Origin of the sequence: Paenibacillus sp. PastM-3, from assembly GCF_029893965.1 — a bacterium.
Taxonomy (GTDB): Bacteria; Bacillota; Bacilli; order Paenibacillales; family Paenibacillaceae; genus Paenibacillus_AQ.
The window spans coordinates 98,290-123,989 of the sequence record NZ_JARXXP010000009.1; the positions used below are offsets into that span (position 1 = coordinate 98,290).

The 25,700-nt window shown below is 50.0% G+C and carries 5 protein-coding genes; all 5 read left to right on the top strand.

Annotated features, from left to right (window positions below):
• Positions 1 to 61 precede the first annotated feature (61 nt).
• The 5 genes from M2108_RS15200 (at position 62) to M2108_RS15220 (ending at position 25,687) form a co-directional block, all read left to right on the top strand.
• Positions 62 to 685, top strand: coding sequence for a deoxynucleoside kinase (locus tag M2108_RS15200; RefSeq protein ID WP_277470238.1), 624 nt, complete (start codon positions 62 to 64; stop codon positions 683 to 685).
• Complete coding sequence (locus M2108_RS15205) at positions 682 to 1,335, top strand: deoxynucleoside kinase (RefSeq protein WP_090710991.1); 654 nt, start codon at positions 682 to 684, stop codon at positions 1,333 to 1,335. The genes M2108_RS15200 and M2108_RS15205 overlap by 4 nt, the downstream gene beginning before the upstream one ends.
• Before the next feature lie 403 nt (positions 1,336 to 1,738).
• A complete protein-coding gene (locus M2108_RS15210; RefSeq protein WP_277470237.1) occupies positions 1,739 to 7,342 on the top strand; it encodes a hypothetical protein in 5,604 nt (1,867 codons plus the stop codon).
• A 28-nt stretch (positions 7,343 to 7,370) separates the two neighbouring features.
• Positions 7,371 to 15,659 carry an S-layer homology domain-containing protein gene (locus M2108_RS15215; protein WP_277470236.1) on the top strand — a complete coding sequence of 2,763 codons (8,289 nt, stop codon included), beginning with the start codon at positions 7,371 to 7,373 and terminating at the stop codon, positions 15,657 to 15,659.
• 80 nt (positions 15,660 to 15,739) lie between these two features.
• The gene (locus M2108_RS15220) at positions 15,740 to 25,687 is read left to right on the top strand and encodes a chitobiase/beta-hexosaminidase C-terminal domain-containing protein (RefSeq protein WP_280777080.1); all 9,948 of its coding nucleotides are present in this window, start codon (positions 15,740 to 15,742) and stop codon (positions 25,685 to 25,687) included.
• The last annotated feature ends 13 nt before the right edge of the window (positions 25,688 to 25,700 follow it).

The window sequence follows — 25,700 nt, forward strand, 5'->3', positions numbered from 1 at the left end:
GATACAATATCCTAGTCTGTTTTTTTAGTTTTGTCCGTATCTGAGGAGGAAATCAGCGTTAATGAAACATGCACCTTTTATTGCAGTGGAAGGCCCGATCGGAGCCGGAAAAACCACCCTTGCTACCATGCTGGCGGCTGAGCTTGAGCTTCCGATGATTAAAGAGATTGTTGAAGAGAATCCGTTCCTGGACAAGTTCTATCAGAACATGGATGACTGGAGCTTCCAGCTCGAAATGTTCTTTCTATGTAACAGGTACAAGCAGCTGGAAGACACCGTGACCGAGTATATAGTGAAAGGGAAGCCGGTTATCTCGGATTATCATATTTATAAAAATCTGATTTTTAGCGAACGGACGCTGAAGGGGACGAAGCGGGACAAATACCGTGAAATTTACCATGTGCTCACCGATGATCTGCCGAAGCCGGACATCATTCTATATATCAGGGCAGATCTGGATACACTGCTGGCGAGAATCGCCAAGCGCGCCCGTCCGTTTGAGGAGGAAATTTCCAAGGCTTATCTGCAGCAGCTGATCGAGGATTACGACGATGCCATGGCCCAGCTTGCCATCCGCGAGCCGTCGACGGTTATTGTTACTATTGATGGGAATAAGGTTGATTTTGTGGAAAATCAGGAGGATTACCACACCATCGCCGCACAATTAAAGGAGCTTATGAAATGAACACATACAACATTCCGGAGAACGCTATTATTACAGTAGCCGGAACGGTGGGCGTCGGGAAATCGACTCTGACCGGAGCGCTGGCGGAGCGGCTGAACTTCCAGACCTCGCTGGAGCAGGTTGACCACAACCCTTACCTGGAGAAGTTCTACCATGATTTTGAGCGGTGGAGCTTCCATCTGCAGATTTACTTCCTGGCGGAGCGGTTCAAGGAGCAGAAAAAAATGTTCGAGCTGGGCGGCGGCTTTGTGCAGGACCGTTCGATTTATGAGGACACCGGGATTTTTGCCAAAATGCATGCCGATCAAGGCACCATGTCCAAGACTGACTATGACACGTATACCAGCCTGTATGAGGCTATGGTGATGACGCCGTATTTCCCGCATCCTGACGTGCTGATCTATATCGAAGGCAGCCTGCCGTCGATCCTCACCCGGATCAATGAACGCGGCCGCGAGATGGAAATCCAGACCGATGTCTCCTATTGGGAGCATATGCACGGACGTTATTCCCAGTGGATCAACGAGTTCAGCGCCTGTCCGGTGCTGCGCCTGAATATCGATGACTATGATGTAAAAGATCCGGCTTCAATGTCCGCGATTCTGGAGCAGGTGGGCAAGGCGATTAACCGGGGTGCGGTAGCGAAGTAATATTTTATATAGAGTATAGAGTGAGAGCCAATCGCGAGCGGTTGGCTTTTTTTGTTTTTACAGGCATATAAAACTTGCACAAAAACAAATAAAAAGTCGAATAAACAAAAATATTTTCTAGGAAAAAGAAAAAAATACGCATTTTTATGTAATTAACCCCCTTTTATCCCCTCTGAAACAGTATTTTGTCGAGATTTGTTAAGAGTTTGTTTAGAGCTCCCTGCTAGAATGAATTTTAGATATGAAAAAATAGGTATTTTGAATCTGATCATTCTTGTCCGTCGTAAGGGAGCCGAAAGGAGAGAGCGTGCAGACACAAGGTAAAAGAGACTAAACACCAACCATTCTTGTAGGACGGCGGACTTAGAATGATGAAACAATAAGGGGGAGCATCGAATTGCTGATGAGCAGGAAAGCAAAGAAATACACCGCATTAAGTCTGACGATTATTATGCTGCTGTCTTTGATACCTGATATGTGGACAGGGCGGGTGCAGGCTGCGGCAAAAGACATTGAAGTGGTCTTTAAGAGCGGGGCGCGTATAGGAAATCTGTCCTATTCTGCTACCAATACATTTATTAACTTCTATAACAATCAGGTAGAAGGGTTCAGACAGACTGAGACGGATAAGGATGCTCAATATGACTGGGCAGGCGGCGATATTTTTGCTGGTGTCAACGATAATGAAGCAACGGTTCAATTCGAAGTCCGCGTAGCAGACAATCCGATTTTGCGCGAAATGGCCATGAGCGGACATGCCGAAATGAAGACCGGGTTCGCGGTTCTGAGACGCCACTCCGGGTTTTTATGGACACGTCAATCTGCTATTAATATAAGCATCGATGGAAAGACGCTAATTAGTGAAAGAACCGGAGGCAGCCAGGTTTATAACAAATCGGCCTCTGCCATTATCAAGCCAAACTCCGTTATTAACGTGTGGGTCTACGGTGAAGGGGATGACGATGGTGAGGCGGCAGGTGTACGCGGCTTCTACCTCAAATTCGAGGACATGCAGCGTCCGGTGCTGAAAGACTACACTTTCACCGGCAACGGTGCAACCCGTGAGAATACAACAATCAACCAGACTGAGCTGTATGTGAAAAAGAGCGAAAATGTAACGGTCGCCTACAATTTCACAGAGCCGGTTAAGCCTACAACGCTGGTAGCCAGCAACTCTGACTTTTTCCTCCGGCATCCGTTGTTTATGAATCCGGCGGGGACCGGACTTCCCGGGGCGGGGCAGATGCAGTATCTGGAGAACACCACTTACAGCTCCTCCAATCTGAGTACGCTGAATAATTCGATCGCCTTCTCCTACAGCCCGAATGAATACTCCCAGAGCGGAAACCTTCCGGTGGAGCCGAAGATTGCAGGGACAACCCCGAACAATCCTCCGATGGAACAGACCATGCAGGAGAAATTCACGGCAGCCGGACTTGCCGATGCAGCGGGTAATATGGCGACGATCAGCTTCCCGAATGCAGGCAGCTCAGCGAGCTTGCCGAATGTACAGGGCAAGACAGTCGATCCGTTCAACTATAAGAGCGGCGGTTACCGGGTCATTGTCGATGCGGTGCGGCCGAAGTACACAAAGGTTGGTAACGGCATCCAGCCGGAGATTTTGACCGGGGTGACGCTTAATGAAGGCGATGTTATTGATTTTACGGTGCAAATGACCGAAGAAGCCGTTGTTAAAAAAGGCTGGGTTACTGCCCAGACCTTCCTGCGCTTCAATAACGGCATGAAGGCTTACTACACTGGCGGTTCCAATACAAAGAACTGGACGTTCCGGATGACGGTGCCCGGCGGTACTGCGGTAGAGGCTCCGCTGCTTAAGGTCATTGCACTTTCGCATGATGCGAAGGGTGACAATACCGACATCAACGTTATTCAGGACTATGCCGGTAACCTGCTGTTCCAGCCGGCCAACTATGACGGCGAGCATGTGGACGGTGATACGTCGCTGGTCAATTCCAAGATCGACTGGGCGAATCTGTCCATCGACAATACGCTGCCGATCATCGGCTACCGTTATGAAACAGGCGGAGGCAGCAATACGACTTATCAGAAAAAAGGCAAGGTTACCATTGATGCCAATGATCCGGCAGTAAAGGTACCTGCGTATGATCCGGTTACTGCGGACCGCGGCCTTGACAGACCAAGCCGGGGGATTTACCGCCCGTCGAATATGACCGGTTCGGCTTCACCGTCGGTTGGCCTGGTGTACTACCTGTGGAGCCAGAGTCCGGCAGATCCGTTCGCTTCCGTAGCGGATGATAACTATGCTGCGCTTAAACGCTATGCGTTGTCTGCGAAGCAGCCTTCCGAGGAACTGTATCCGGACGAGTTCCAGGATATCAAGCTCCAAGTTGCCAATAACAAGACGAACCTGCTGACACCTCCGGCAGAAGCCTTTACCTCTGAGAACAGCGGAGAGTGGTATCTGCACACATGGACTGCAGACATGACCTGGGATTCAGCGCGTGAGCTGAAGCAGTACGAGCTGAAGCAGCAATATGTCAGAGAGCATGATGAGCAGTACAAGGCCTGGCTTGCAGAGGCTCCAGGCACGGAAGATGAAAAAATCCTGTATGCCGACAACAAGGCACTGGTTGCGGTAGGACAATACGGCGATACAAATGTATGGAAGCTGGACTACTTCAAGAAGGATGACTCCAACTGGACACATAACGTAGGTATCCTGAAGCTGGACAACCAGGTTCCTTCCATTGCTAATGGTACTCCGAGCAACGACAACTCGAACAGCGTTGAGATTACAGCCCTTGTATCTGATCCGCACAGCGGCATCGATACCGTGAAGTACCAGTGGGTTAAAGACGGCAATCAGCCGGCGGATGTGGACTGGAAGCCGGCGAACTACAATGGCACAACAGTAACCCAGTCAACCTACGAGGATGTTTTTGAGGATGGCAGCTACTGGCTCTACCTTAAGGCGGCTGATAAAGCCGGTAACGAAATTACGGATGTGGCTTACAGCAAGACGGTCACTGTGAATTCACAGGACAGCATGCCCGCTGAATTCACCCCACCGTCCAACCCGAACTATGTACAGAGTCATGATGTCATGTTCAGCATTGGAGGCATTACACCGGACTTTGTCGGATATGCCATTACCGGCAGCTCCAATCATCCGGCTGGCGACAATGAATTTACGGCACTGGAGCCGGTAGAAATAACGGAAAAAAAATCGCTTCTGGAAGCATCACCATCACCTTCACCGTCTTCATCAGCTGAAGCAGGCAGCGGCGGAGCAGAAGCAACGCCAACACCTGCTCCAGGTGAAGGCAGAGGAGCGGAAATCACTCCGGCACCAACACCCGCAGCCGATCCGGCTGTAGAACCGGCAGTCGGCGCAGCGGTCGGACCGGCGGCAATGATGAAGCTGCTGTCCGTTGGCCTGCTGAATACAGGCAGCTTTAAGCAAGTGGCTGTCAATACACTGGAGGCTACACCTGCTCCTGAAGCTTCGGCAACACCGGCACCAACTGCCGCACCGGAAGCATCGCCGTCTGCGGATGCTGAGCTGACAGAAGGGACAGATCAGGCAGCCATGCTGCTGGCGGCAGAAGAAGAGCCTGAGAAGATCACATATCTGATTCCGGCCGATGCCACCAAGAACGGTGTGCAGTATGTGCATTTAATTGTGAAGCAGGGCGACAAGGCGTATTACTACTCCAAAGCCTATTATTTTGATAATGAGCCGTCATCAGTAACCTACAGCAAGAACGGCGTTAATTATCCGCTGCCTAAGCAGTCGCTGAGTGTTACGATTTCTGAACTGTACAGCAAGACAGGCGCTAAGACGAAATACCAATGGGTCAAGGCGGATGCTCCTGCACCGGATGCAGTCTCCCAGGGATGGACAGACCTTCCGGTCGGCGGAGCCGTTGAAATTACCGGCAAGGATCTGAAGCCGGGGGAAGTAGCCGATTACACCCTGTATGTGTGGTCCGTTGACGGAGCAGGCAACAGTGTCATCTCCCACACGCCTGAAAGCTTCAAGGTTTCAGCGAGCGGAGATACAGAAGCGCCTCCGGCAGCAGCCGAATCAGCACTTCTGTATCTGTCAGGTGATGAAGAAGACGGCTATACAGCGATTGTGAAGCTGAGCATCGAGACAGAGGATAAAGCAGGCTATGAATATTCCATTTCGCCGGATAACGGCGCAAGCTGGGTGAACTGGAAGCCTTACACGAATTTTGTATCGGTTAAGGTTCCTACAGCCAATCCTGCATTCCTGGAAGTGATGGTGAAGTACAGAACGCCGGGCGGCAAGATCAGCGACGCTGCGAAGCTGAAGATACCGGCCCAGATGCCGGATGATGCTCCGGTATATGCACTGGCCAGCATGAACACTACGAGCCCAGTGAATGCAACTGTGGGTGCCAATATTGAGGTGGCTGTTCCTGCAGGCGTCAAGGTTATTGTCGGAAAGGTGAATCCAACCGTACCGACACGCACCGGCAATACCTTTAATGTCAAAGAGAACGGCTTCTACAGCTTTGATCTGATTGATCTTAATGATGCCGAGCGTACAGACACCCTGTATGTTGTCGTTAAGAATGTGGATGGAACGGCGCCGATGGCTACCGTAGAATATCCGTTCACAGCACTGACGAACAGCAATGTTACAGCACAGCTGGTCGACCCATCAGAACCGATTATTATCACGAACAACAACGGCAAGAGCTCTTACACCTTTAAGGAGAACGGTTCGTTTACCTTTGAATTCAAGGATGCCGCAGGCAACACCGGCACAGCGGTAGCCACAGTGAACAATATTGATAAAGAAGCACCTAAGGTGAAAATTGTCCGCTCGTACCAGTACGGGCCTGACGGCAGCAAGGAGTTCGGCACGATTAAGGACGGCAACGGCAATGTGGTGCTCTCCTCCGGAGTGACGCTGGAAGTGCAAAAGGCGGATAACTCGGCGAAGCAGATCTTTATCACAAGCCAGAATCAGACCGTATCACTGAAAGAGAACGGTGTAGGTTCCTTTACTGTAGCTGACCAGTTCGGTAATACGACAGTGATCAAAGAGACTGTAACCAATATCCTGAACACAGCGCCGGATGCGGATAAAATCACTTATACGTTCGTGGACGCTGCAGGCCAAGCAGTACCTGACAGCAAGATCGTTACGATCGGCGGACAGGAGTACGCACAAGGTAAGGTGAAAGTGACGGTGTCCGGCAAGACGACAGCACCGAATATGGTGTTCTCGGGACTCAAGCCGATTCAGTCGGGCGCAAGCTACACGAACAAAATCAGTGCGGCTGACGGCACATTCACTTACTCAAGAGAATTTGAAAGCGCCGGTTCAACGGTAATGACGATCTCCGACCTGCTCGGTAATTCGAGCAAAATTCCGGTTACGGTAAAAGGTCTGGATAACACGGCCCCTGAGCTGACCTTGAAAAAGAGCGCTGTCGGCATTGCCCAGAACAAGCAGAACTTTAACTTCGCCGTTGACCTCGGCGGCTACACCGTCTCCGATAATGTATCGGCGGCAGCAAATGTGAAGGTGGCTGTTACCGGTCTTGATCTGACGAAGCTGGGCCGCCAGCAGGTTACTTACACTGCAACTGACCAGGTCGGCAATAAAACCGTTGCGACGCAGGATGTTATTGTCGTGAAGGACGGCGGACTGCTTATTTTCGGGGACGATACACTGATTTCGGCATCCTCCGGAGAATCCGCATTGTTCAGCAGCAATACCATTACCTTCAAGATCAGCGGCTACAACACAATGAAGGTTTCAGGCGCTGACAAAGTGAATGAGTGGGGTACATTCGATCTGATGTATCAGTCAGGGCTCTACCGCGAAGGGCAAATGAAAACAATCGCTACCAAAATCACCTATGATCAGCTCGTGAGCGGACAGTACAAGGTTACTTTCCCGAAAGCCGGCTGGTACACAATTATCGTGAGAACGCAGGAGCGCGACCGTGAGTATGCGACCTTCTTCGTTAGCAGCACGAACTAGAAAAGAACTATGAACAGGGGGACTATAGGTGAAGCTGCTTAAAAAAACGTGTGCGGTAATGCTCTCCTTCGTGATGGTATTCCTGTCTACATCAGAGAGCCTGCATGCCCTGGCGGATGCGGCCAAGGCGACGAATACAACCACGATCGCCAATGACTTCATCAAAGTCACTGTGGATAATGCTACGGGCCGTTACGGTGTCCGTACAGTGGATGGCCAGCCAATACGCAAAAAAGACCAGAATACGAACCTGCTGTACCAGGGAGATGATCCGGAAACGTCGTTTACGACGTTCCGGATTGATGGTACAGATTATATCTACGGTAACAAATACAAGTTTGACAGTAGCTTTTATTCCGAAACAACAGCACCAAAGATTGTAGAGAACTCTAATGGAACCAAGCAGCTCGAAATGCTGTGGAAAATCAAAGGCGTAGAGATCAAGCAGATTCTGATGCTCTATACCGACAGCAAGGATATGGTGAATTCCGGTAATATCAATATCCGCTATGAAGTCAATAACAAGAGCGGCGCTGTCGTTGAGGTCGGCAGCCGGATCCTGCTGGATACAATGGTCGGCGCCAATGACGGACCGTTGTTCCAGATCGGCACTGCCTACCAGGCTCCGCTGATGGTAGAAAGAAAGCTGGTGCATGACCCGCAGGCAGCGGGCATTCCGGAAGAGGATGCGGCGCTGTACAAGCTTCCTTCCTACTGGGTTATGCGTGACAAGCTGGACCTGACCAATCCGCAGGCGACAAATGTTGTCGCCTACGGCTTCAACAATATTGCCGAGCAGAACATCAACATTGTTGATGAGATGATTGTCGGCCACTGGAACGGGCTGGCCAACACGAAATGGGATTACAAGGTGAACCCGAATCTGGATTTCACCCGCGACACCAATGATTACGGAAGTGCCGACTCTGCAGTCGCCTTCTACTGGAACCCGGACAAAATTGCCGCCGGTGGTTCCCAGAGCTTCGAGACCATTTACGGGCTCGGGGAAATCATTGCCCCGGATAAAGTATTCTCGATTCGCTATGTAGATCAGATTCAGCAGCTGGCGACTCTTGAAGATGACAGTGCCTACAGGGATGAGGGCATTTTCGATATCACCGCCGAGGTGGAGAATCTGGCCGCTTTTAACATGGAGCATTCCAAGATTGAAGTGCAGCTTACGCTCGAAAGCGGGCTGAACTTCGTCAGACTTGACAGTAAAGGGAACGTCGTAAGAGATGCGAACGGCAATGCGGTGCTTGAGAATACGCGAAGCCGGACGCTGGAATTCAAGAAAACGGCATCGCCTGAAGAAGCGGAGCAGGGCATCCTGCCGAAGTACAAGCCGGGTGATACGATTGCCGCATCGTTCAAGGTGCAGGCAAAAGGCAGACCTTGGCCTACTACCCGCGAATATATGATTACAGCACGCAGTCCGGAGACCCAAAGTGAGATAGAGGGTATGGCGGATGAAAGCATCAAAGCACAGTATGAGTCGAATAAATCGAACTTCATTCTGCTGCCGCCTATAGGTGAGGCTACACCGACCTATGTATACGGAATGTCTCCTGATGAGCTGTACAGCACAGACGTAAAGTATATGACCGTCAATCTGTCGAACATCGAAGCCTACAATACAGGTAATGAGACGACAGCGCCTAACTTTGATCTGTATCTGAAAGAGACAGTGACCGGTGAACGCTACAAAATTAACGTCCAGGATGCTGTTGTTATGCAGCCGACTGATGACGGTATGTCCGGTGATATGAGAATCACTTACCGCGGCGGAGATAAAGTGGATGAGGCCGGCAATGTAATCGAAGCAGGCCTCGGACCAGAGCTTCCGCTCGGTGAATACCAGGTGGAGATTGACTACAAGGGCGATGCCGGCGGTGACGAGGAAATGGCCTCCATGTACGACATCACCACCGAACAGACCATTCTCGTATCCGACAATGACGAATCACGGATCCGTGAAGCCGGCATTATGGTCGTATACAAGCAGCTGGTGGATGTCAGCGGCATCGCAAACGGATCGTCTGTAAGCGGAGATCTGCTCGACGATCTGAACAGTTTGTTCCCGGACGAGCCGTTTGAAGACGGAGCGTTCCTCTATAACGCAGTAACGGAATACAAGAAGACCAAAGCGGTAATCGGAATGGCCAGCAAGGCCGTTGATCCGGAGTTCGAGCTGAGTGAATTCATGGATGATGAAGCGCTTGAAGAAACACCTCTCTATAACTACAGGCTGTTTGACTCCGAGGAAGAGCTGGAGGAATTCGAGGCTGAAGCAGAGGAAGAGGAAATTGACCGCGAAGTGGTTGTTGTCATCCGCGGGATGATCAAGCAGGTCGGCTCCAAGGCTGACGAGCAGGTTATTGTAGATACAAAGACAGAACCGGCCATTATTAATGATGCTGTAGCTTATACAGGTAAAGACCTGGCGTTTGTCCGCGGTAAGCTGAATATCTTCGGAACCACACAGTCGGATGACATGCCGTTCCTGGATACCCTGTTCATCAAAGGGGACGGAACGCTGAGCGTAGCGAGCAGCGGCTTTATTTTCCACAAAGGGGAATGGACGCTGGACTTCTTCAACGGCTTCAACAAGTCGCTGGGGGATGAGAACTTTAACCTTCCATCTGCCGGCACAGGTGATGATGACGAGGAAGAAGAGGAAGAAGAAAATACGAACCCGGAAGATGATACCCAAAACGGCAGCTTGAAATGGGCAGTCGGAGGCGTGGGCGACAGATTGAACCCGCTGCGCCAGGTAATGATCGAGGATGTATATTTCAACAGACAGTCGCTGTTTGCAGCACCAAGCTTCTCGATTGACGGCTTCGGACTTTCTTTTAATGACTTTATGTTAAGAGAAGGCGGAATCTCCTTCGGCGGCTCCCTGTCGATGAAGATCGTTAATGCAGAAATTAACAACGTTGTGTTCAATGATAAAGGTTTTGTCGGCATTGACGCAGCGCTCAAATTTGACTTGGGAGAATCGATCGGCTTATTCGGACCCAAGAAGGAAGGCGCCAAGAAAAAGGATGATGACGGGCCTAAGAGTCCAAGCGGTGAAATTACAGTAACCCACTTTGTTCAGGATATCGGCGGAGAGCCGGTAGAGAACCAGTACGGACTGGCCTTTGATGCCCAGCTTAAGAACATGCTTGAAGTATCCGTTGAGCTGTCCCTTAAAAAGGTTAGAGACGGCCGGATCCTGCCGGATGTCATTGCCTTCGGAGCAGGGCTGCCTTCTCCGGGGATTCTGATCACCGGTGCTACGTATCTGACAGGAATCCGCGGTGCGGTCCGTGAGCTTGCGGATACGATCGCCGGCGGAAGCAAGGATGATCCGTTCCCGCTGACTGTGTCAGCTGGTGTAAGCTTACGATTCGGTATGGCTCCGGCTTACTTCTTCGGAGATGTCGATCTTACGGTGAAACGGACCGGACTGAAAGTGGAAGGCAAGATGGATTTCTCCACGATGGCAGAGCCGGAAGATGATGACAAGCTGCCGATGCTGACCAAAGCGCTGCTTGAAGCCCAGTGGGTAACTCCATGGTTCGTGCGCGTACAGGCAGAGATGGATATCGGCGGATGGGATATCATTATCGGTAAAGCGGGGATCTTCGTCGGGCAGAATCTCGAGAAGAACCGCACCGATTTTGAAGGCTATATCGGCTCCAAGATCCAGATTCCTAATGATGTGCCGATTGTCGGCGGTATGCCGCTCTCCAGCATGTTCCTCGGAGTCAACAATGACAAAGTATGGGGCAGCATCGGCATTCTGCTGATCTCGCTCGGAATCACTTATTACTGGGGCGGCGGGGTTGAATTCGGAACCTCAACAGACCAGCTGCCGGATGGCGTGATTCATCTGGTTGTAGATGACCCTGAGCTCGGACCGCGTCTGATGGTTATCGGACAGGGGGTTGAGACTGTAGCGACCTCCGAAGCTGCTGTTCCTGCAGCTGAGCAGGAGAATCAGGAAATTGTCTACCGCGAAGTAGCCGAAGGTGTGGAATACGTTGAAAATGGTTCCCTGAACGTCAGCGTAGGCGGCATCACGGTTAAAAACAGCGGCAGAGTGCATGAAATTCCAATGCGTGATGTAACCGGTAATGCGGTTATCGAAATGGAATATGAATCCAAGGATCGTCCGGAATTCACGCTGAAGGATGCAAGCGGCAAGGTATTCCCGGTTAAATTCGATAACACGAATACAGACCCGACTGCCAATGCGTTCACCCAGTATATTCCGGCAGCAAATTCCAAGGATCAGGTCGATGTGCGTAAAGCGTATATCATTGTTCCAGCAGATAAGGTAAATAGCGGCACATGGACACTGACGGCGGTTTCCCCGGTCAAAACCAAGCTGCTGAACGTACCGACTGCACCGCAGCTGAATGATATCGTTCTGGCTAAGGACAGCTCGGATGCGAACAAGTTCAACGCTTCCTGGAAAGTTGCCAATGCGGCTGAAGGAGATACAATCAATCTGTATCTGGCCCAGGACGCCGTTTCCAAGAAAACAACGACGCTGGACAACGGAGAGCCCGTGCTTGAAGCAGGTGATCCGGGTCTGCTGATTGCCAAGGATATTCCGGTTGGCCAGAATGGCGGCCTCAGTAACGGAGTAACCAGCGGAAGCACAAGCATTGACGTAACCAATGTAACCCTGATGGGTAATCCGGAGGATATCCGCGGACTGCTGAGACAAGGGAACTACTATCTGCGTGCCGAGCTGAAATCCAGCGCTACCTTCGCTACGAAGACTTCGGTGCAGAAGTTTGAGATTGTTGATCCGTATGCACCGCAGAACGTCAGCGATCTGAAGGTTGAACCGGCAGGAAACGGACTGTTTGCCCTCTCCTTCAAACCGGGAGCGAAAAAAGCCGGACACAGCGGTTATGAGCACAGCTATATTATTGATGCGAAACGTCTGCAGGACGGCGAAATGAAGGATTATGACAACTTCGGCGAAATCCTGTTTACGGAAGCCGAGCTTGCCCCTTACTGGAATGCGGCAACAGGCAAGTACGAAGGCATTCTGATCGGCGGCTGGTCCGCAACCTCTACATCAGATGTTGTGGAGCTGGGCAGTCTGGAAGGCACCACGATCGACCTGAAGGATGTGAAATATGTCGGTCTTGAAGTCGGATATGAATACGAAATCGGCGTGTCGGCAGCAACTGTTCCGACCGAGGCTGATGACAAAAACCAGAATTACCATTACGCGGACCGGGTTGCTGCTGCGAAGAAGCTGCTTCCTGTACCTGTTAAGCCTAAGCTGAATGTGACAGGTCAAGGTACCGTGGAGAACACCGGTGATTACATCAATCTGCTTACCAAGCAAACGGAACAGACACTGACGTTTACTTCGGATCAGAAGAATGTAACGGTAGAAGCGTTCTATGCAGAAGAGTCAATCGGCAAGGCAGCACTCAGCAATACTGCAAGCGGAAGCCAGGGTACGCTGAAGCTGACCAAGTTCCAGACAGACGGACCGTTTGCTGTAGAACTGCGGGCAACGAATACAGTAACCAAGGACCTTTCCGTAACCATGCTGTATCTGACCGTTGATACCATTGCGCCTGTGCTCTACATTGACCAGCCGGCGACCGGAGCAAGAACGGTTAACGACGGTTCGGGCAACAAGATCACTGTAGCGGGTACTACTACAAAGGGAACTCTCCTGAAAGTAGGCAGCACGGTAGTGCCGGTTGCTGAAGACGGAACCTTTAATGCACAAGTGCCGGTAGCGTCGGCTGATCCGACTGTTGCGCTTCAGTTCACCGCTACAGATGGTGCAGGCAATGAAAATTCGGCAGTGGTGAACATTTCCAATGAAAGCTTTGATGTTCCTTCGGCACTGATTCTCGAACAGGTTCCATCTCTGGAGCCTGGCCAGACCAGCATTATCAAGACAGCTTATCTTAAAGTGGCCGACGGCAAGGACGAGAACGGTAAGACGAAGTATAAGCAAGTGGAAGTTAAAGAGAGTGACATGAGCAAAATCACCTACTCGTTAGCTTCCGGAGATTCGGTTGACGTTGTGACTACTGTGGATGCGGCAACCCAAAAACGGACCACGACCGTTACAGCCCTGGCAACCGGCTCAAGCCTGATTACAGGGGAGTACACAGTAGCGGATGGAGTAACAATCCAGGGTTACATGGTTGCTTCGGTTGAAGTGCCTGAGCCTGTGAAGCTGGGCAGCCTGGTTATTTCATCACATGCAATAAACAATGACACCTCCCATAGTACCGTTATTGTTTCCGATTCTGGTGATATGACAGGCCAGCAGCTGGCGTATAAAATTTACAGCGGAGACAGTAAAGCTACTCTTCCGGAGTTTAAAGCGGATTTGAGTGACTGGAGTATACTCCCTGCGGACGGAAAGGTTCCTGCTAAGACTGGTGATGTCGTTGTAGTAGCCAAACGGACATCCCTGAACAAATTGGCTATGGCAGCTGCTACCGTACCGGCCATTGTCTTTACTGGCTTGTCTGTTTCAACAAAGGCAGTCAACAATGATGAGCTTCGTACAAAGGTTGATGTAGCACCTAGTAATATGGCTGGCCAGGAACTGGTATACAAGGTATACAATAGTGCGGCCACAGCAGTACTTCCGGAATTTAAGTCTGATATAAGCTCATGGAGTACACTTCCTGATGATGGACTGCTTACTGTGAGCAGCGGTAATGTCATTGTCGTAGCTAAACGGACTACCCAGGACAAGCTCTCTATGGGGGCAGGGATGGCTGGAGCAATCATTTATTCCAAAATATCCCTTTCGGCAAAAGAAATCAGCAATGATACCGCACATACTCAATTAATCCTTGATTCCGGTGGTCTGGCCGGTCAGGAACTTGCCTACAAAGTTTATAGCGGTGGTAAGGACGCTGTGCTTCCGCAATTCAATTCGGACTTGAGCAGCTGGAGTCTGCTGCCGGCAAACGGAGTAGTTGCTGCCAAGCCTGATGACGCAATTATTGTAGCTAAGCGGACTTCCAAAGATAAGCTGGCCGTTTCGTCTGCCATGACCATTGCGAAAATCTTTATTAGTATACCGGGTGGTGGTGGTTCTGGCGGCGGTGGCGCTGTTCCACCGGCAGCATCGCCGGCACCTACACCTGCACCTGGAGTATTACCTTCGGTAACATTAAACGGTCAGGATGTTGATGCTACGTGGAATAATACTACAGCAGTAATCCATGTTACTGACAGCAGTAAAGCTGCAGAAGGCAGTGGCGATATTATGATCAGCAGCACTGATACTACAGCAACAGGCTATGATATAACACTGGATCTGAGTGTAGTACAGCAAGCTGTTACAGCGAAGAAGAATATTGCGGTCAATGTACCGCTTGGACAGTTTGTGCTTACACCGGAGAACCTGGCCGGACTTACAGGCCCGCTCAAGCTTACCGTTGCAAACAACGCTGTATCAGACAAGAATGCAATGACGGCACTGGCGAAAGCGCAGAACTTCAGTGTACTGGGTTCTGGACAAGGAGCCACAGTTACAGCCAATCTGGCTTCCGGCAAATGGACACCGTCTGTAAAGGCTAAAGTAGCCATTCCTGCGGGAATAACAGCAGCAGAAATTACAGCGGTGGTACTGAAGGATGGACAAGGAAACTGGACAACTATCCCTTGGAAGAAGGATAGCAGCGGAAATAATCTGGATATGCAGATTACGGGAGAAGGCAGCCTGTTCTTTATTAACAACAGCAAGCTCTTCAAAGATGTATCCAGCAGCTTCTGGGGAGCAGCGGGAATTAATGAAGCTTCCGGCAAACTGTTTGTGCTGGGTAAATCAGCTGACAGCTTTGCTCCTCAGGCACAAGTTACCCGTGCAGAGCTGCCGACTATTCTGCTTAGAGTAGCAGGTCTTATGAACAATACGTTCACCGGTCAGAACTTCACGGATGTGTCAGCAGGCAGCTGGTATAACCGCAGTGTATCCATTGCAGCCGGACTTGGTATCGTCACCGGACAAAGTACCGGTAAATATGCTCCTCAAGATACTGTTTCAAGAATGGAAGCAATGACGATGGTTGGAAGACTGCTGAATGTAGTCAGTGCCGACGGTGAGGTCCTTAGTGATGCGGAAGCTACGCAATTACTCAGTACCTACGCAGATAAAGATTCAATCCCGGCCTGGGCTAAGCAATCGACCGCGCTCAGCATCAAATACGGCATCATCCGTGGTATTGATGGCAGCATTAATCCATCCGGCGTATTAACCCGTGCCGAAGCTGCAGTTATTGCAATTAGACTCAGCCAGTATATTACAGACAAACAATAGATCAGAGGGCCCGCACCAGTTAAAGAACTGGTGTGGGTATCCTGCTGTATTGAATTACATTCCTATTTTAAGGTGGTGTCATGATGGCAATAAAGAAAAAATCAATCCTCGGGTTGGCGGTTGTACTGATCGTACTGACTATCGCGGCAGTTACCGGCGGTTTGATGGCCAAAGCTGACGGCCAAACCTGGTTAACCACGGCAGAGACGTCATGGTACGACCCGGACTATACGACTTTTAAGATTGATTCAGTTCGGAAGCTCGCTGGGGTGGCGAAGCTGGTAAATGAAGATACGGATGACAATGGAAATAAGATTAATGGTCTCAGCGGCAAAATTTTGGAAGTAGACCAAGACCTTGATTTGAGCGGATATCTATGGGTACCTATTGGAACCGGCGATTACCCTTTTCGTGGAACGCTCATTTCAAAGGATGGACAAATAATCGAAATTTCCGGGATGAACGTTAAGCCTGATCTGTCCTACCAGGGGCTGGTAGGTAATATGATTGGAGGTACCGTTGGGGGATTTCAGTTCCGGGATAACGGATCGATCAGTGTAACAAGTGTTACCTATGATGTCTATGCAGGAGCGGCAGTCGGAAAAATGTCCGGTTCCAGTATCGTTTATGACATCAACAACTACATTACTGTTACAACGGATAGTGCTCCCTTCACTGCGTATGCAGGCGGGATTGTAGGGATGGGGGAAGGCTCTATTGCCAACTCTTTCAACTATGGTGCAGTTACTGCTAACGGTTCTTCGGCAGCCGGCGGAATTGTAGGCTACGGAGATGCAGCAGGATTGAATATCAAAAAGGTCACCAACTCAGGCTCTGTGCTTGCTAACGCACAAGGCGGGGATACCGTCTACGCCGGAGGTATTGCAGGTTATGCCATCGGTGCGCTGTTCCTCAATGATGAAAACACCGTTATCAGTAACGTTACTCCAGTTACTGTAAATGGTGGTTCTACTGTCTATGCGGGAGGCATTATCGGTAAAATTGACAATACGGCAGTATTCTCAGACGCAACCAGCAATAGCGGACCGGTTACTATTGAGGCTCCTGCCGCAAACGCAACATATGCAGGCGGCTTGCTTGGCGCGGCTGGTGTGATAACCAGTCCGGATATGAGTATTGCATTCGACAATACTGCAGCTATTGTTAATAATGGCGGGAGCAATGTGCACACAGGCGGGATTGCCGGATATGCAGGCAGCACTGTTACATGGACTAAGCCATACACTAACGCTACGGCTGTAACCGCAACTGGTTTACAAAATATCTACACCGGCGGATTAATCGGTTACGCCGCTAAGGGTATTATTTTGAATAATTCAACAGCAGATGCTTATAAGAATACAGCTGATATTCAGGCTAGCGGTAATACTGTAATTTATACAGGCGGTATTGCTGGTTATGATGCTGGCGGAAGTATCAGTAATGCTTCCTTCGCAGGCAGCATCAACGCTGTAGGGACATCCGAAGTATATACAGGCGGAATAACCGGCTATGAGCTGGGTGGAAGCATTCAGGCATCCCAGGCAGGCGATGTTGCTTCTATTCCAACTATTACTTCAGATGGTACGATCGGCGGGATCACAGGTTATTTGGATGGAGCGCTTAATAACGTATCCGCTAAATATATTAAGCTTAAGGCTACATCTGAAGGAGGTATTGTCGGCGGGATCGCAGGCAGTGCACAAGGTACAATCAGCGGCGCAATTGCCGGTGATTCAGAATCTTCAGATTATAAAAGCCTGATTATTGAGGCGGCCGTTAGTAATACTTCTGCTGGTGCAGACAATATTACACTCGGCGGTCTGGTCGGTATCAATGACAAAGCGCTGGCGCTTACAGACAGCCGTGCAGCTAGAGTAGGACTTCTTAACGAAAGCGGAAAAAGCGCCTATACGCTTGGAGCAGTTGCAGGAAAACTGAACGCGCTGGCCGTGATCGGGACCAAAGAGGCTCCTGTTGTTGTACAGGATTATTTGATAGATCTGAATGCAGATAATAGCATTGCCGGCGGTGCAATCGGGATAAGCCGTTCATCAGCAATGTATATTGAAGTAAGCCGGATTACGGTTAATGCTAAAGGAACATCAGCACATGTTGGGGGAATCTTCGGAGAGAACCACGGGGCAGCTCCTTATGTATTAGCTGAAAACATCACCCTTAACTCTCAGAGTACTGACGCACTGCTGGGCGGGGTTGCCGGTCTTAATACCGGATCTCTGACAGATGCGACTGCGCATGTAGTAAATATTACTGCAGAAGGCGCACGGACTGAGGCCGGGGGGATTGCCGGCCGTTCGGCAGGTGCAGACGCATCAAACCGTGCCAGCATTACTACTCCGGTACTTCATGCCGGTGAGGAAGCGATTCTTACTGTTAACGCGCCGGATATCAAAGCAGGCGGTCTGGTCGGGTATGCCACAGCTACCGATATTGTTAATCCTGTAGTGGGTGCCACAGTACCGGATTATGCCAGCATCTCAGTGAAGACAGCAAATGTGAAAGCAGGGGGCTTAGCCGGTGTTCTGGAGAACAGCACCCTAAGCGGAGACGCTACTACTATCAATCTGGAGAATTTACTTCTTAATACAACAAAAGAAGCAGCAAACGGATATACCGGCGGGTTTGTCGGATATAATGACAAATCCAGAATTGAGCGTCTGGTCGGTAAAGCACTGAACCTTACGATTAATGGACCTGCTGCAACTACAGGAGGGATGACCGGCTATAATCTGGGTACAGATTCAGCAGTTATCACAAACAGTTACATCACTGGTCTTAGCCTTAAGGTGAATGCTACAGCAGCAAACTCTACAATCGGGGGGATTGCCGGCCTCAACGATGCCCGTACAGGTGACCCTGTACTGAATCCGGGAACTGCAGTAAGCTCTCTTCAGAACAGCCGTACGCAGGGAAGCATCGCAGTAACGGCACCGAATTCTAAGCTCGGCGGTATGGTTGGTGAGAACCGCACTCTGATTGCCAACAACAGCATCACAGATAAAATTTCTGTCTCCTCCAGAGGAAATAATGTTATCTTTGGTGGGTTGGCAGGAATTAACACAGGAACGCTGTATTACACGTATTCCAATGCGAATCTGACCATAGAAGGTGCGGGAACACTGGCCGGCGGTCTGGTTGGTGAGAATACCGGAGCAGTGAAAGGCTCTTATATCGATATTGATGTTACGGGTAAAGCTACTGGAACGGCCAGCCAATCCGTCTTCCTGGGAGGCCTGATCGGGCGTAACAGTGCAGGAACAGTGGAGCAATCGTATACGTCTTCAAAAATTACAGCAGAAGGTGTCTACACAAATGTTGGAGGTCTGATTGGTGAGCTTACCGGCGGTTCCGTGAAGAACTCTTACGTGGCTAAGAGCGTCTCTGCAACTGCAGCCAATTCGTATGCCGGCGGCTTTATCGGCAGAATTAAAGACGGTAAAGTAACTAACGCCTATTCCGCAGCGGAAGTATCAACTAGAACAGGCGCTTATGCAGGCGGATTTGCGGGACGTTATGATAATCCAAGCAAAGAGCTATTATACAAAACCTACTATATAAAAGATGATTCACTGAACATCAACAAGGATCTGCCGGATTTTGCAGAGGGCAACCACCGATGGTTGAACGTGCATGTACGGCTGACTACCATTCTTTCAGCTACACTGAAGGATCGAACCGTATTCCCTGAATTGTCCGGCTGGGATTTCACCGGCGCCTGGAAATACGGCTCGCTAAACGCCAGCTATAAATATCCTGAAGTGAACCGTGAGGCTAATACTGGCGGGAATGTCGGCAATGAGGTGAATGCCAACATCAACTGGTACATGAAGGACAAGGATGCTATAGACTTCCAGATTACTACTGAAGCTGAGCTTGCAGGGCTTGCGGCAATTGTTAATGGTACAATTGCAGGGGTGGACAAGTTCAATTTCACTGGAAGAACAATCACGGTCCTGAATCCGATTCATATCCAATCCAAACAATGGGTTCCTATCGGCGACAAGGAAGAAAATGCTTTTGCAGGAGCTTTTGACGGCGGCAATCAGCTGATTGACGGTCTTACACTCCAGCCAGTCTTCACTTATTCCGGTCTGTTCGGAGTAATAGGGGCGGACGGGACAGTATCCAATATTAATCTTGAACCGCTGTCTGTAACAGGCAATCAATTCAGCGGCGCTCTGGCAGGCTTGAATCTTGGTACAGTGAATAACGTTGATTTGAAGCTGTTGAACGGTATTAAAATCAGCGGCGGAACCGTTGGCGGTGTCATCGGTAAGAACACAGGTAACGTCTCCGGGCTAAAGCTTACCCTGGACGGCGGCAGCCGGATTGAGACGGTATATAACGGAGGTATCGCCGGTGGTATTATCGGTGAGAACGTATCTGATCTGATTGCTGATACTTATTCTGTCAATGCCATTGACGGAAGCATCGGCAGCTCTGCTGATCAGGCTGTTGTGGGCGGTATCGTCGGCAGCCAGGCAGGTGATGTAACAGGTCTGAAGGCTGAAGTAAGTTCAAAACTGAAGGTCTCCGCATCTGGTATGAACAGTATTACCGGCGGACTGATCGGTGCTTATAGCACTGGATCGGCTAGTGATCTGGAAGTGAATTTCACTGACGGTGTGCTGGAAGCACGGGGCGCTGATTCCATTCTGGGCGGAGTGATCGGACAGGCAGCTGCCGGCACCAAGCTTAAGAATATTACAGTCACAGGAACAGCCAGCGGTGTGCAGCTGAACGGTAACGGCATAGTTGGCGGTATTGTGGGGAACAAAGAAGGAGCTCTTGGCGGCATGCAACTCTTGGGTGCTAGCTCAGAAAGCAATACCTTCGATATTGAGCATGTAAAAGTAGAGAATGTTAAATTGGCTACCCTGGCAGATTCTCTGGAAGCAGTAATCGGCGGAATTGCCGGCCGGGCTGTCAATGTAGCCATGAATGACAGCTCGTTCACAGGCACGGTAGCAGCTCCTGGTGAAACAGTGGCAGCAGGCGGAATTGTGGGTCAATCCGAGAATACCATTCTATACAAAGTAGAAGCAGCTCCTGTAATGACCGTTATAACCAAAACGGGTGAAGCTGCAGCAGGCGGTATTGCCGGAACGAGCTACAGTGATGATATTGATCTTGGTTTAGATTTTGGTAAAGCATATCCGCTATACAGAGGCATTTATCTGGCCAATGTTCATAACGGTGCTATTACAGTAACCGGAACAGACAATAAGATGGATCTGTATGCAGGCGGATTGACAGGCCGCAACACGGATGCCTCCATCTATCTTTCCAATTCGGCTGTTGACCTTAAGGTAAGCGGCGGAAAGACTGTGAATGCAGGCGGAATCGCAGGTTACAGCAATGGCATTATCGTTGATGCTTTTGCCGATAACAGCCTGACTGCAGAATCCAGCAGTGTTTATAATGTCGGAGGCATTGTCGGCTGGGGAGCAGATGGGGAAATTCATCACAGTGAAGCAGCCTCCGGGGCAGGCCAATCGATTACAATTGGAACGGCGCTGACATTGGATAATTCGCTGCCTTCGACACGTGCAGGCGGAATTGTGGGTCTGGGCGACCATATGATGATTACGTACACCCATGCCGGTATTCCGGTTAATATCACCGATACTAATAAAGACAACACAATATATGCAGGCGGCTTCGGTGGTTTGCTGGGCGAAACGGATATCGGTGATGGTCAGATCAAGCTCTCTTACGCTACTGGCGCTATGAATATCAGCGGTAAGCTTGGAGCTTATGTCGGCGGCTTTGTAGGCTCGGTCGATCGTTTTAGCATTAGTGATTCATATGCTGCAGGCAATGTAACCAACACTGCCCTTGATACACGCAGCGGCGGTTTTGCAGCGGCAGTAGAAAGAAATGCCAGCATCAGCAGCTCTTATGCGCTGCAATCCAAGGTTTCTACAACGGGTATCAAATCGGCAACCCGTTCATTTACCGGCGGCTTTGCCGGTTACAACGACGGTACGCTGAATAATGTTTATGCGAATGTGCCGGGACTTAGTGCAAGTGCACCGGGAGCAGACTTCCAGCAGGGATCGCTGGTCGGCTACAATTTCCGGGATGGTAAGGTGAACAGCTCTCGGTATGTAGGAGAACTGAGTGCCGTAGGCAAAAATGCAGGCGCAAACGAAGATGCAGTGAAGCTTGCGAAGGGTCAGGCGCTTGATCCGCTTGCATCAGGAATGTGGAATATCGACTATGACATTACATTCTTGGACAGCTTTAACGAAGGTGCCGTTACTCTGAACACACAGGCACAACTGATTGGAGTGGTTCTGCTCTATAACGAGACAGGTCTGGATTACTACAACCTGTACAACAGAACAGCTACCGGGAAACCTGAGATCAATACACTGCTGCTAGGCGGGGACATTGACCTCGGTGGTAAAGCCTGGGTAGCGTTCGACAGCTTCAAGGACAAGTTTGACGGACAGGGCTTTACGCTCTCCGGACTGAAGCTGGCTGTAACAGAAGGCCAGTACACAGGCTTTGTAACAGAAAACCTTGGAGAAATTACAAATATTAATTTTGCAGGAGCAACAGGTTCCGGTAAGAACGCTGGTATAGTTGCGGGAGTTAACCGCAGTACTGGAGTGATCTCCGGGGTTACAATCAGCGCAACCCTGAAGGGTACTGAAGCAACGGGAAGTGCCGCAGGTGTTAACGAAGGTACTATCAATGAGGTTGTGGCTACAAACCTCATGCTGACCGGTACAGACCGCCTTGGCGGAATTGCCGGAATGAACACAGGTACTGTTAGTGCTTCCAGCTCCAGCGGAAACATTAGCGGCAGCGGAGACGCAGCAGGCGGTATTGCCGGAGTGAATGCGGGAGCAATTGAAAATGCCGGCTCCACCGCAGACATTAGCGGCAACTGGATAGCGCTTGGCGGTATTGCTGGCCGAAATGCCCAGACGGGTACCATTTCAAATGCGGAATCCATTACGCGTGTTAATGCACCTGGCTCTGAGTTTAGTGCCGGCGGTATTGCCGGAGTAAATACTGGAACAATCAATAATTCCACCTCAAGTGGAAGAATTGGCAGTCTCCAGGAATCGTCCGGCGGCGGTGTTATTGTTCCATTGGGAATAAATAGCTCCATCTCTGCAGAAAGCGGCAACGGAAAAGCACTTGGCGGCATTGCCGGACGGAATACAGAGAATGGAATTATTAATAATGCAGTGTCCAACGCAGAGGTTGATTCCTTCGGATCCGGGGTTTATGCCGGCGGTATTGCGGGAGTGAATGAAGGAGGAATAGATACTTCTGCCTCAGACCGGGGAATTGGCGGCTGGGGACAATCAGCCGGCGGTGTTGCCGGATTGAATACAGGAGCTATTCAAGATTCAAGCTCGGGTGCTATGCTAGCTGGTGAATGGAAGCTGCTTGGCGGTATTGCAGGAGAAAACACAGGTACAATTCAAACTTCCGGCGCTCGCGGAAACATCAGCGGCAGTGCTGAAGCAGCCGGCGGTATTACCGGAGCAAACGCTGGTACAATCCGCACCTCCAGCTTTGGCGGAAGCTTCAGCGGACTGATCAAGACTGTAGGAGGAATTTCAGGTCTTAATGAGGCGAAGGGCAGTATTACCGACTCAATCTCCTATGCAGATGTAAATGTGAATGCTGACGAAGCTGTTGCCGGTGGTATCGCGGGCTTCAACAGCGGCAGTATTGACAACAGCTTGAACGCTGGAAGAATCTCTGCCGAAGGTAAAGTGAACGCCTGGAGCGGCGGTATTGCAGGGTTTGCAATTAGCGGTTCTATCGAATCCTCGTTAAATACCGGAGAAGTGAGAGCAGCCGTTAACGGTCTGTTGACACCGGGAACGGCATTCTTCGGAGGGATTGCAGGCCAGAAGAGTGCATCTGCGGATATAAGCGATTCCGTATTCAGCTTCCAGATGCTGAAGAATAATATTGCTTACTTTGATGCAGCGTCTAAGCCGGTAGCAGGTAACCCAAGCAATCCGGAAGATAATGTTATTGCTGACGGAAATATGGAAGTTGCAGACAAGGTATATGCAGCTAATAGTGAAGACCTGGTCACCGGTACACTTTATGCGGGTCTGAATGAAGAGCACTGGACAGCTGTCCAATCCTTTAATCCCGGACTTAAAGCATTTGCAGAAACTGCTGAAGGCAGTCTGAGCACGGCTTCAGTTATCCTGGATTCCAAGGATTTGATCAACCGTGTGGATTCCGGCTTTACACTGGGCGGCAATGAACTCGTTAATTGGAGCGCAGAGCCAAGCCAAGTTGAATTGAATGGAAATGCAGGAAAGCTTGTAGCCGCAGGCGGTGCTAAGTTAACCGTCTCCGTAGAAGGGGCAAGCAGAAGCATTGTAATTAACGAACCGGCAGTAAAATATCCGGAGCAGGCGGTAACACCGTCAGCGAACTCGGAAGATAAGTACTTTATTACTGAGATGGCAGTCGAATTGGTTACACAGGAGCAAGGAGCCAGAATCTATTACACTCTGGACGGAAGTACTCCAAATGAGACCTCACTGCTATACAGCAAGCCGATTGTACTGAAGAGCACTACTACAATCAAAGCAGTTACAATTATCCCTGGCAAAGAGTATAGTGAGGTGTTCTCGGATACCTGGTTCCAGAAGGCTGTAGCTCCAACAGCTGAAGCAGCTGACAAATTCTTTGTTAACAATCTGCCGGTTATTCTGAAGACAGAAGAGCCGGGAGGAAGCATTTACTATACACTGGACGGCAGTAAGCCTAATGAAAATTCACTGCGCTATAGCACACCGATTGTTCTGGATAAAACTACTACGATCAATGCGATCACGGTTGTCAAGGGCAAGGAGTACAGCGATGTGTTTACGCAAACGTGGTTCCAAAAGGCAAACGCCCCGGAATTAGTATCCGGAGAGCAAACCTTCACTTTTAGTGTGATTGTAACACTGGCGACGAAGGAACCTAATGGCATCATTTATTACACACTGGACGGAAGTACGCCAAATGAAACATCATTGCGTTACAAAGATCCTATTCTCTTGACCAGCACAACAACAATTAATGCAATTACAATTGCGCCGGGAAAAGTACGCAGTGATATGTTGACAGGTGTCTGGACCATTGCACCATTCAGCGGCGGCGGTGGCGGTGGCGGGGTTGCAATCATTCCTGTCAAAGAGCCAGCCATCACCGCAGTTACCAGCAATGCAAGCATTAACGGTGACAGCGAAGCACCGGTGAAGGTTGCCAAGAACAGCAAGCTGAAGCTGAATGCACCTGAAGGACAAGTCATCTACTACACGCTTGACGGCAGCACACCGACGGTCAACAGCACGAAATACACCGGAGAGCTTCTTATTACAGGAAACATGACCATTAAAATGATCACCGATCAGGATGATACAGTTATCACTATCGAGTATGCGGTTGAAAATGCCAAGTACAGCCTGAAGGGCACAGCGAATGAGACCAAGTACATGACTGCTTATGCAGACGGTACGTTCAAACCAAGCGCAGCGATCACAAGATATGAGCTGATTGCTTCCCTTGCACCGCTGCTTGATATGGAGAACGTAAATGTAGGCAATCTCTTCACTGATGTGACAGCAGAGCACGAAAAACTGACTGCATTCTTTGCTTCGGCAGGCATCATTGAGGGATATCCTGACGGCGGATTTGGCGGTACAAAAGGCTTGACAAGAGCCGAGTTTGCGAAGATTATGACTACAGTGCTTAATCTGGATTTCAAGACTGCCGGCATTACTAAACAGTCTGATCTGAAGGGCCACTGGTCCGAGCAGTATGTGAACGCCCTGTCCAGAGCAGGGTATGTGCAAGGCTTCCCTGACGGAACCTTCAAACCGAACGCTCCGATTACACGTGCGGAGGCAGTTGTAATGATCAACCGGATTGTCGGCACGAAGAAGCTGACTGTAACGGCTGTGAAGTACAAGGATCTGCCGGCCACCCACTGGGCGTTCAAAGATATTATGTCAGTAGTGCAATAAACGATGAAGGAAT

Coding starts and splice junctions, on each gene's coding strand:
- M2108_RS15200 (WP_277470238.1), top strand. CDS start 62: ATGAAACATGCACCTTTTATTGCAGTGGAAGGCCCGATCGGAGCCGGA.
- M2108_RS15205 (WP_090710991.1), top strand. CDS start 682: ATGAACACATACAACATTCCGGAGAACGCTATTATTACAGTAGCCGGA.
- M2108_RS15210 (WP_277470237.1), top strand. CDS start 1,739: ATGAGCAGGAAAGCAAAGAAATACACCGCATTAAGTCTGACGATTATT.
- M2108_RS15220 (WP_280777080.1), top strand. CDS start 15,740: ATGATGGCAATAAAGAAAAAATCAATCCTCGGGTTGGCGGTTGTACTG.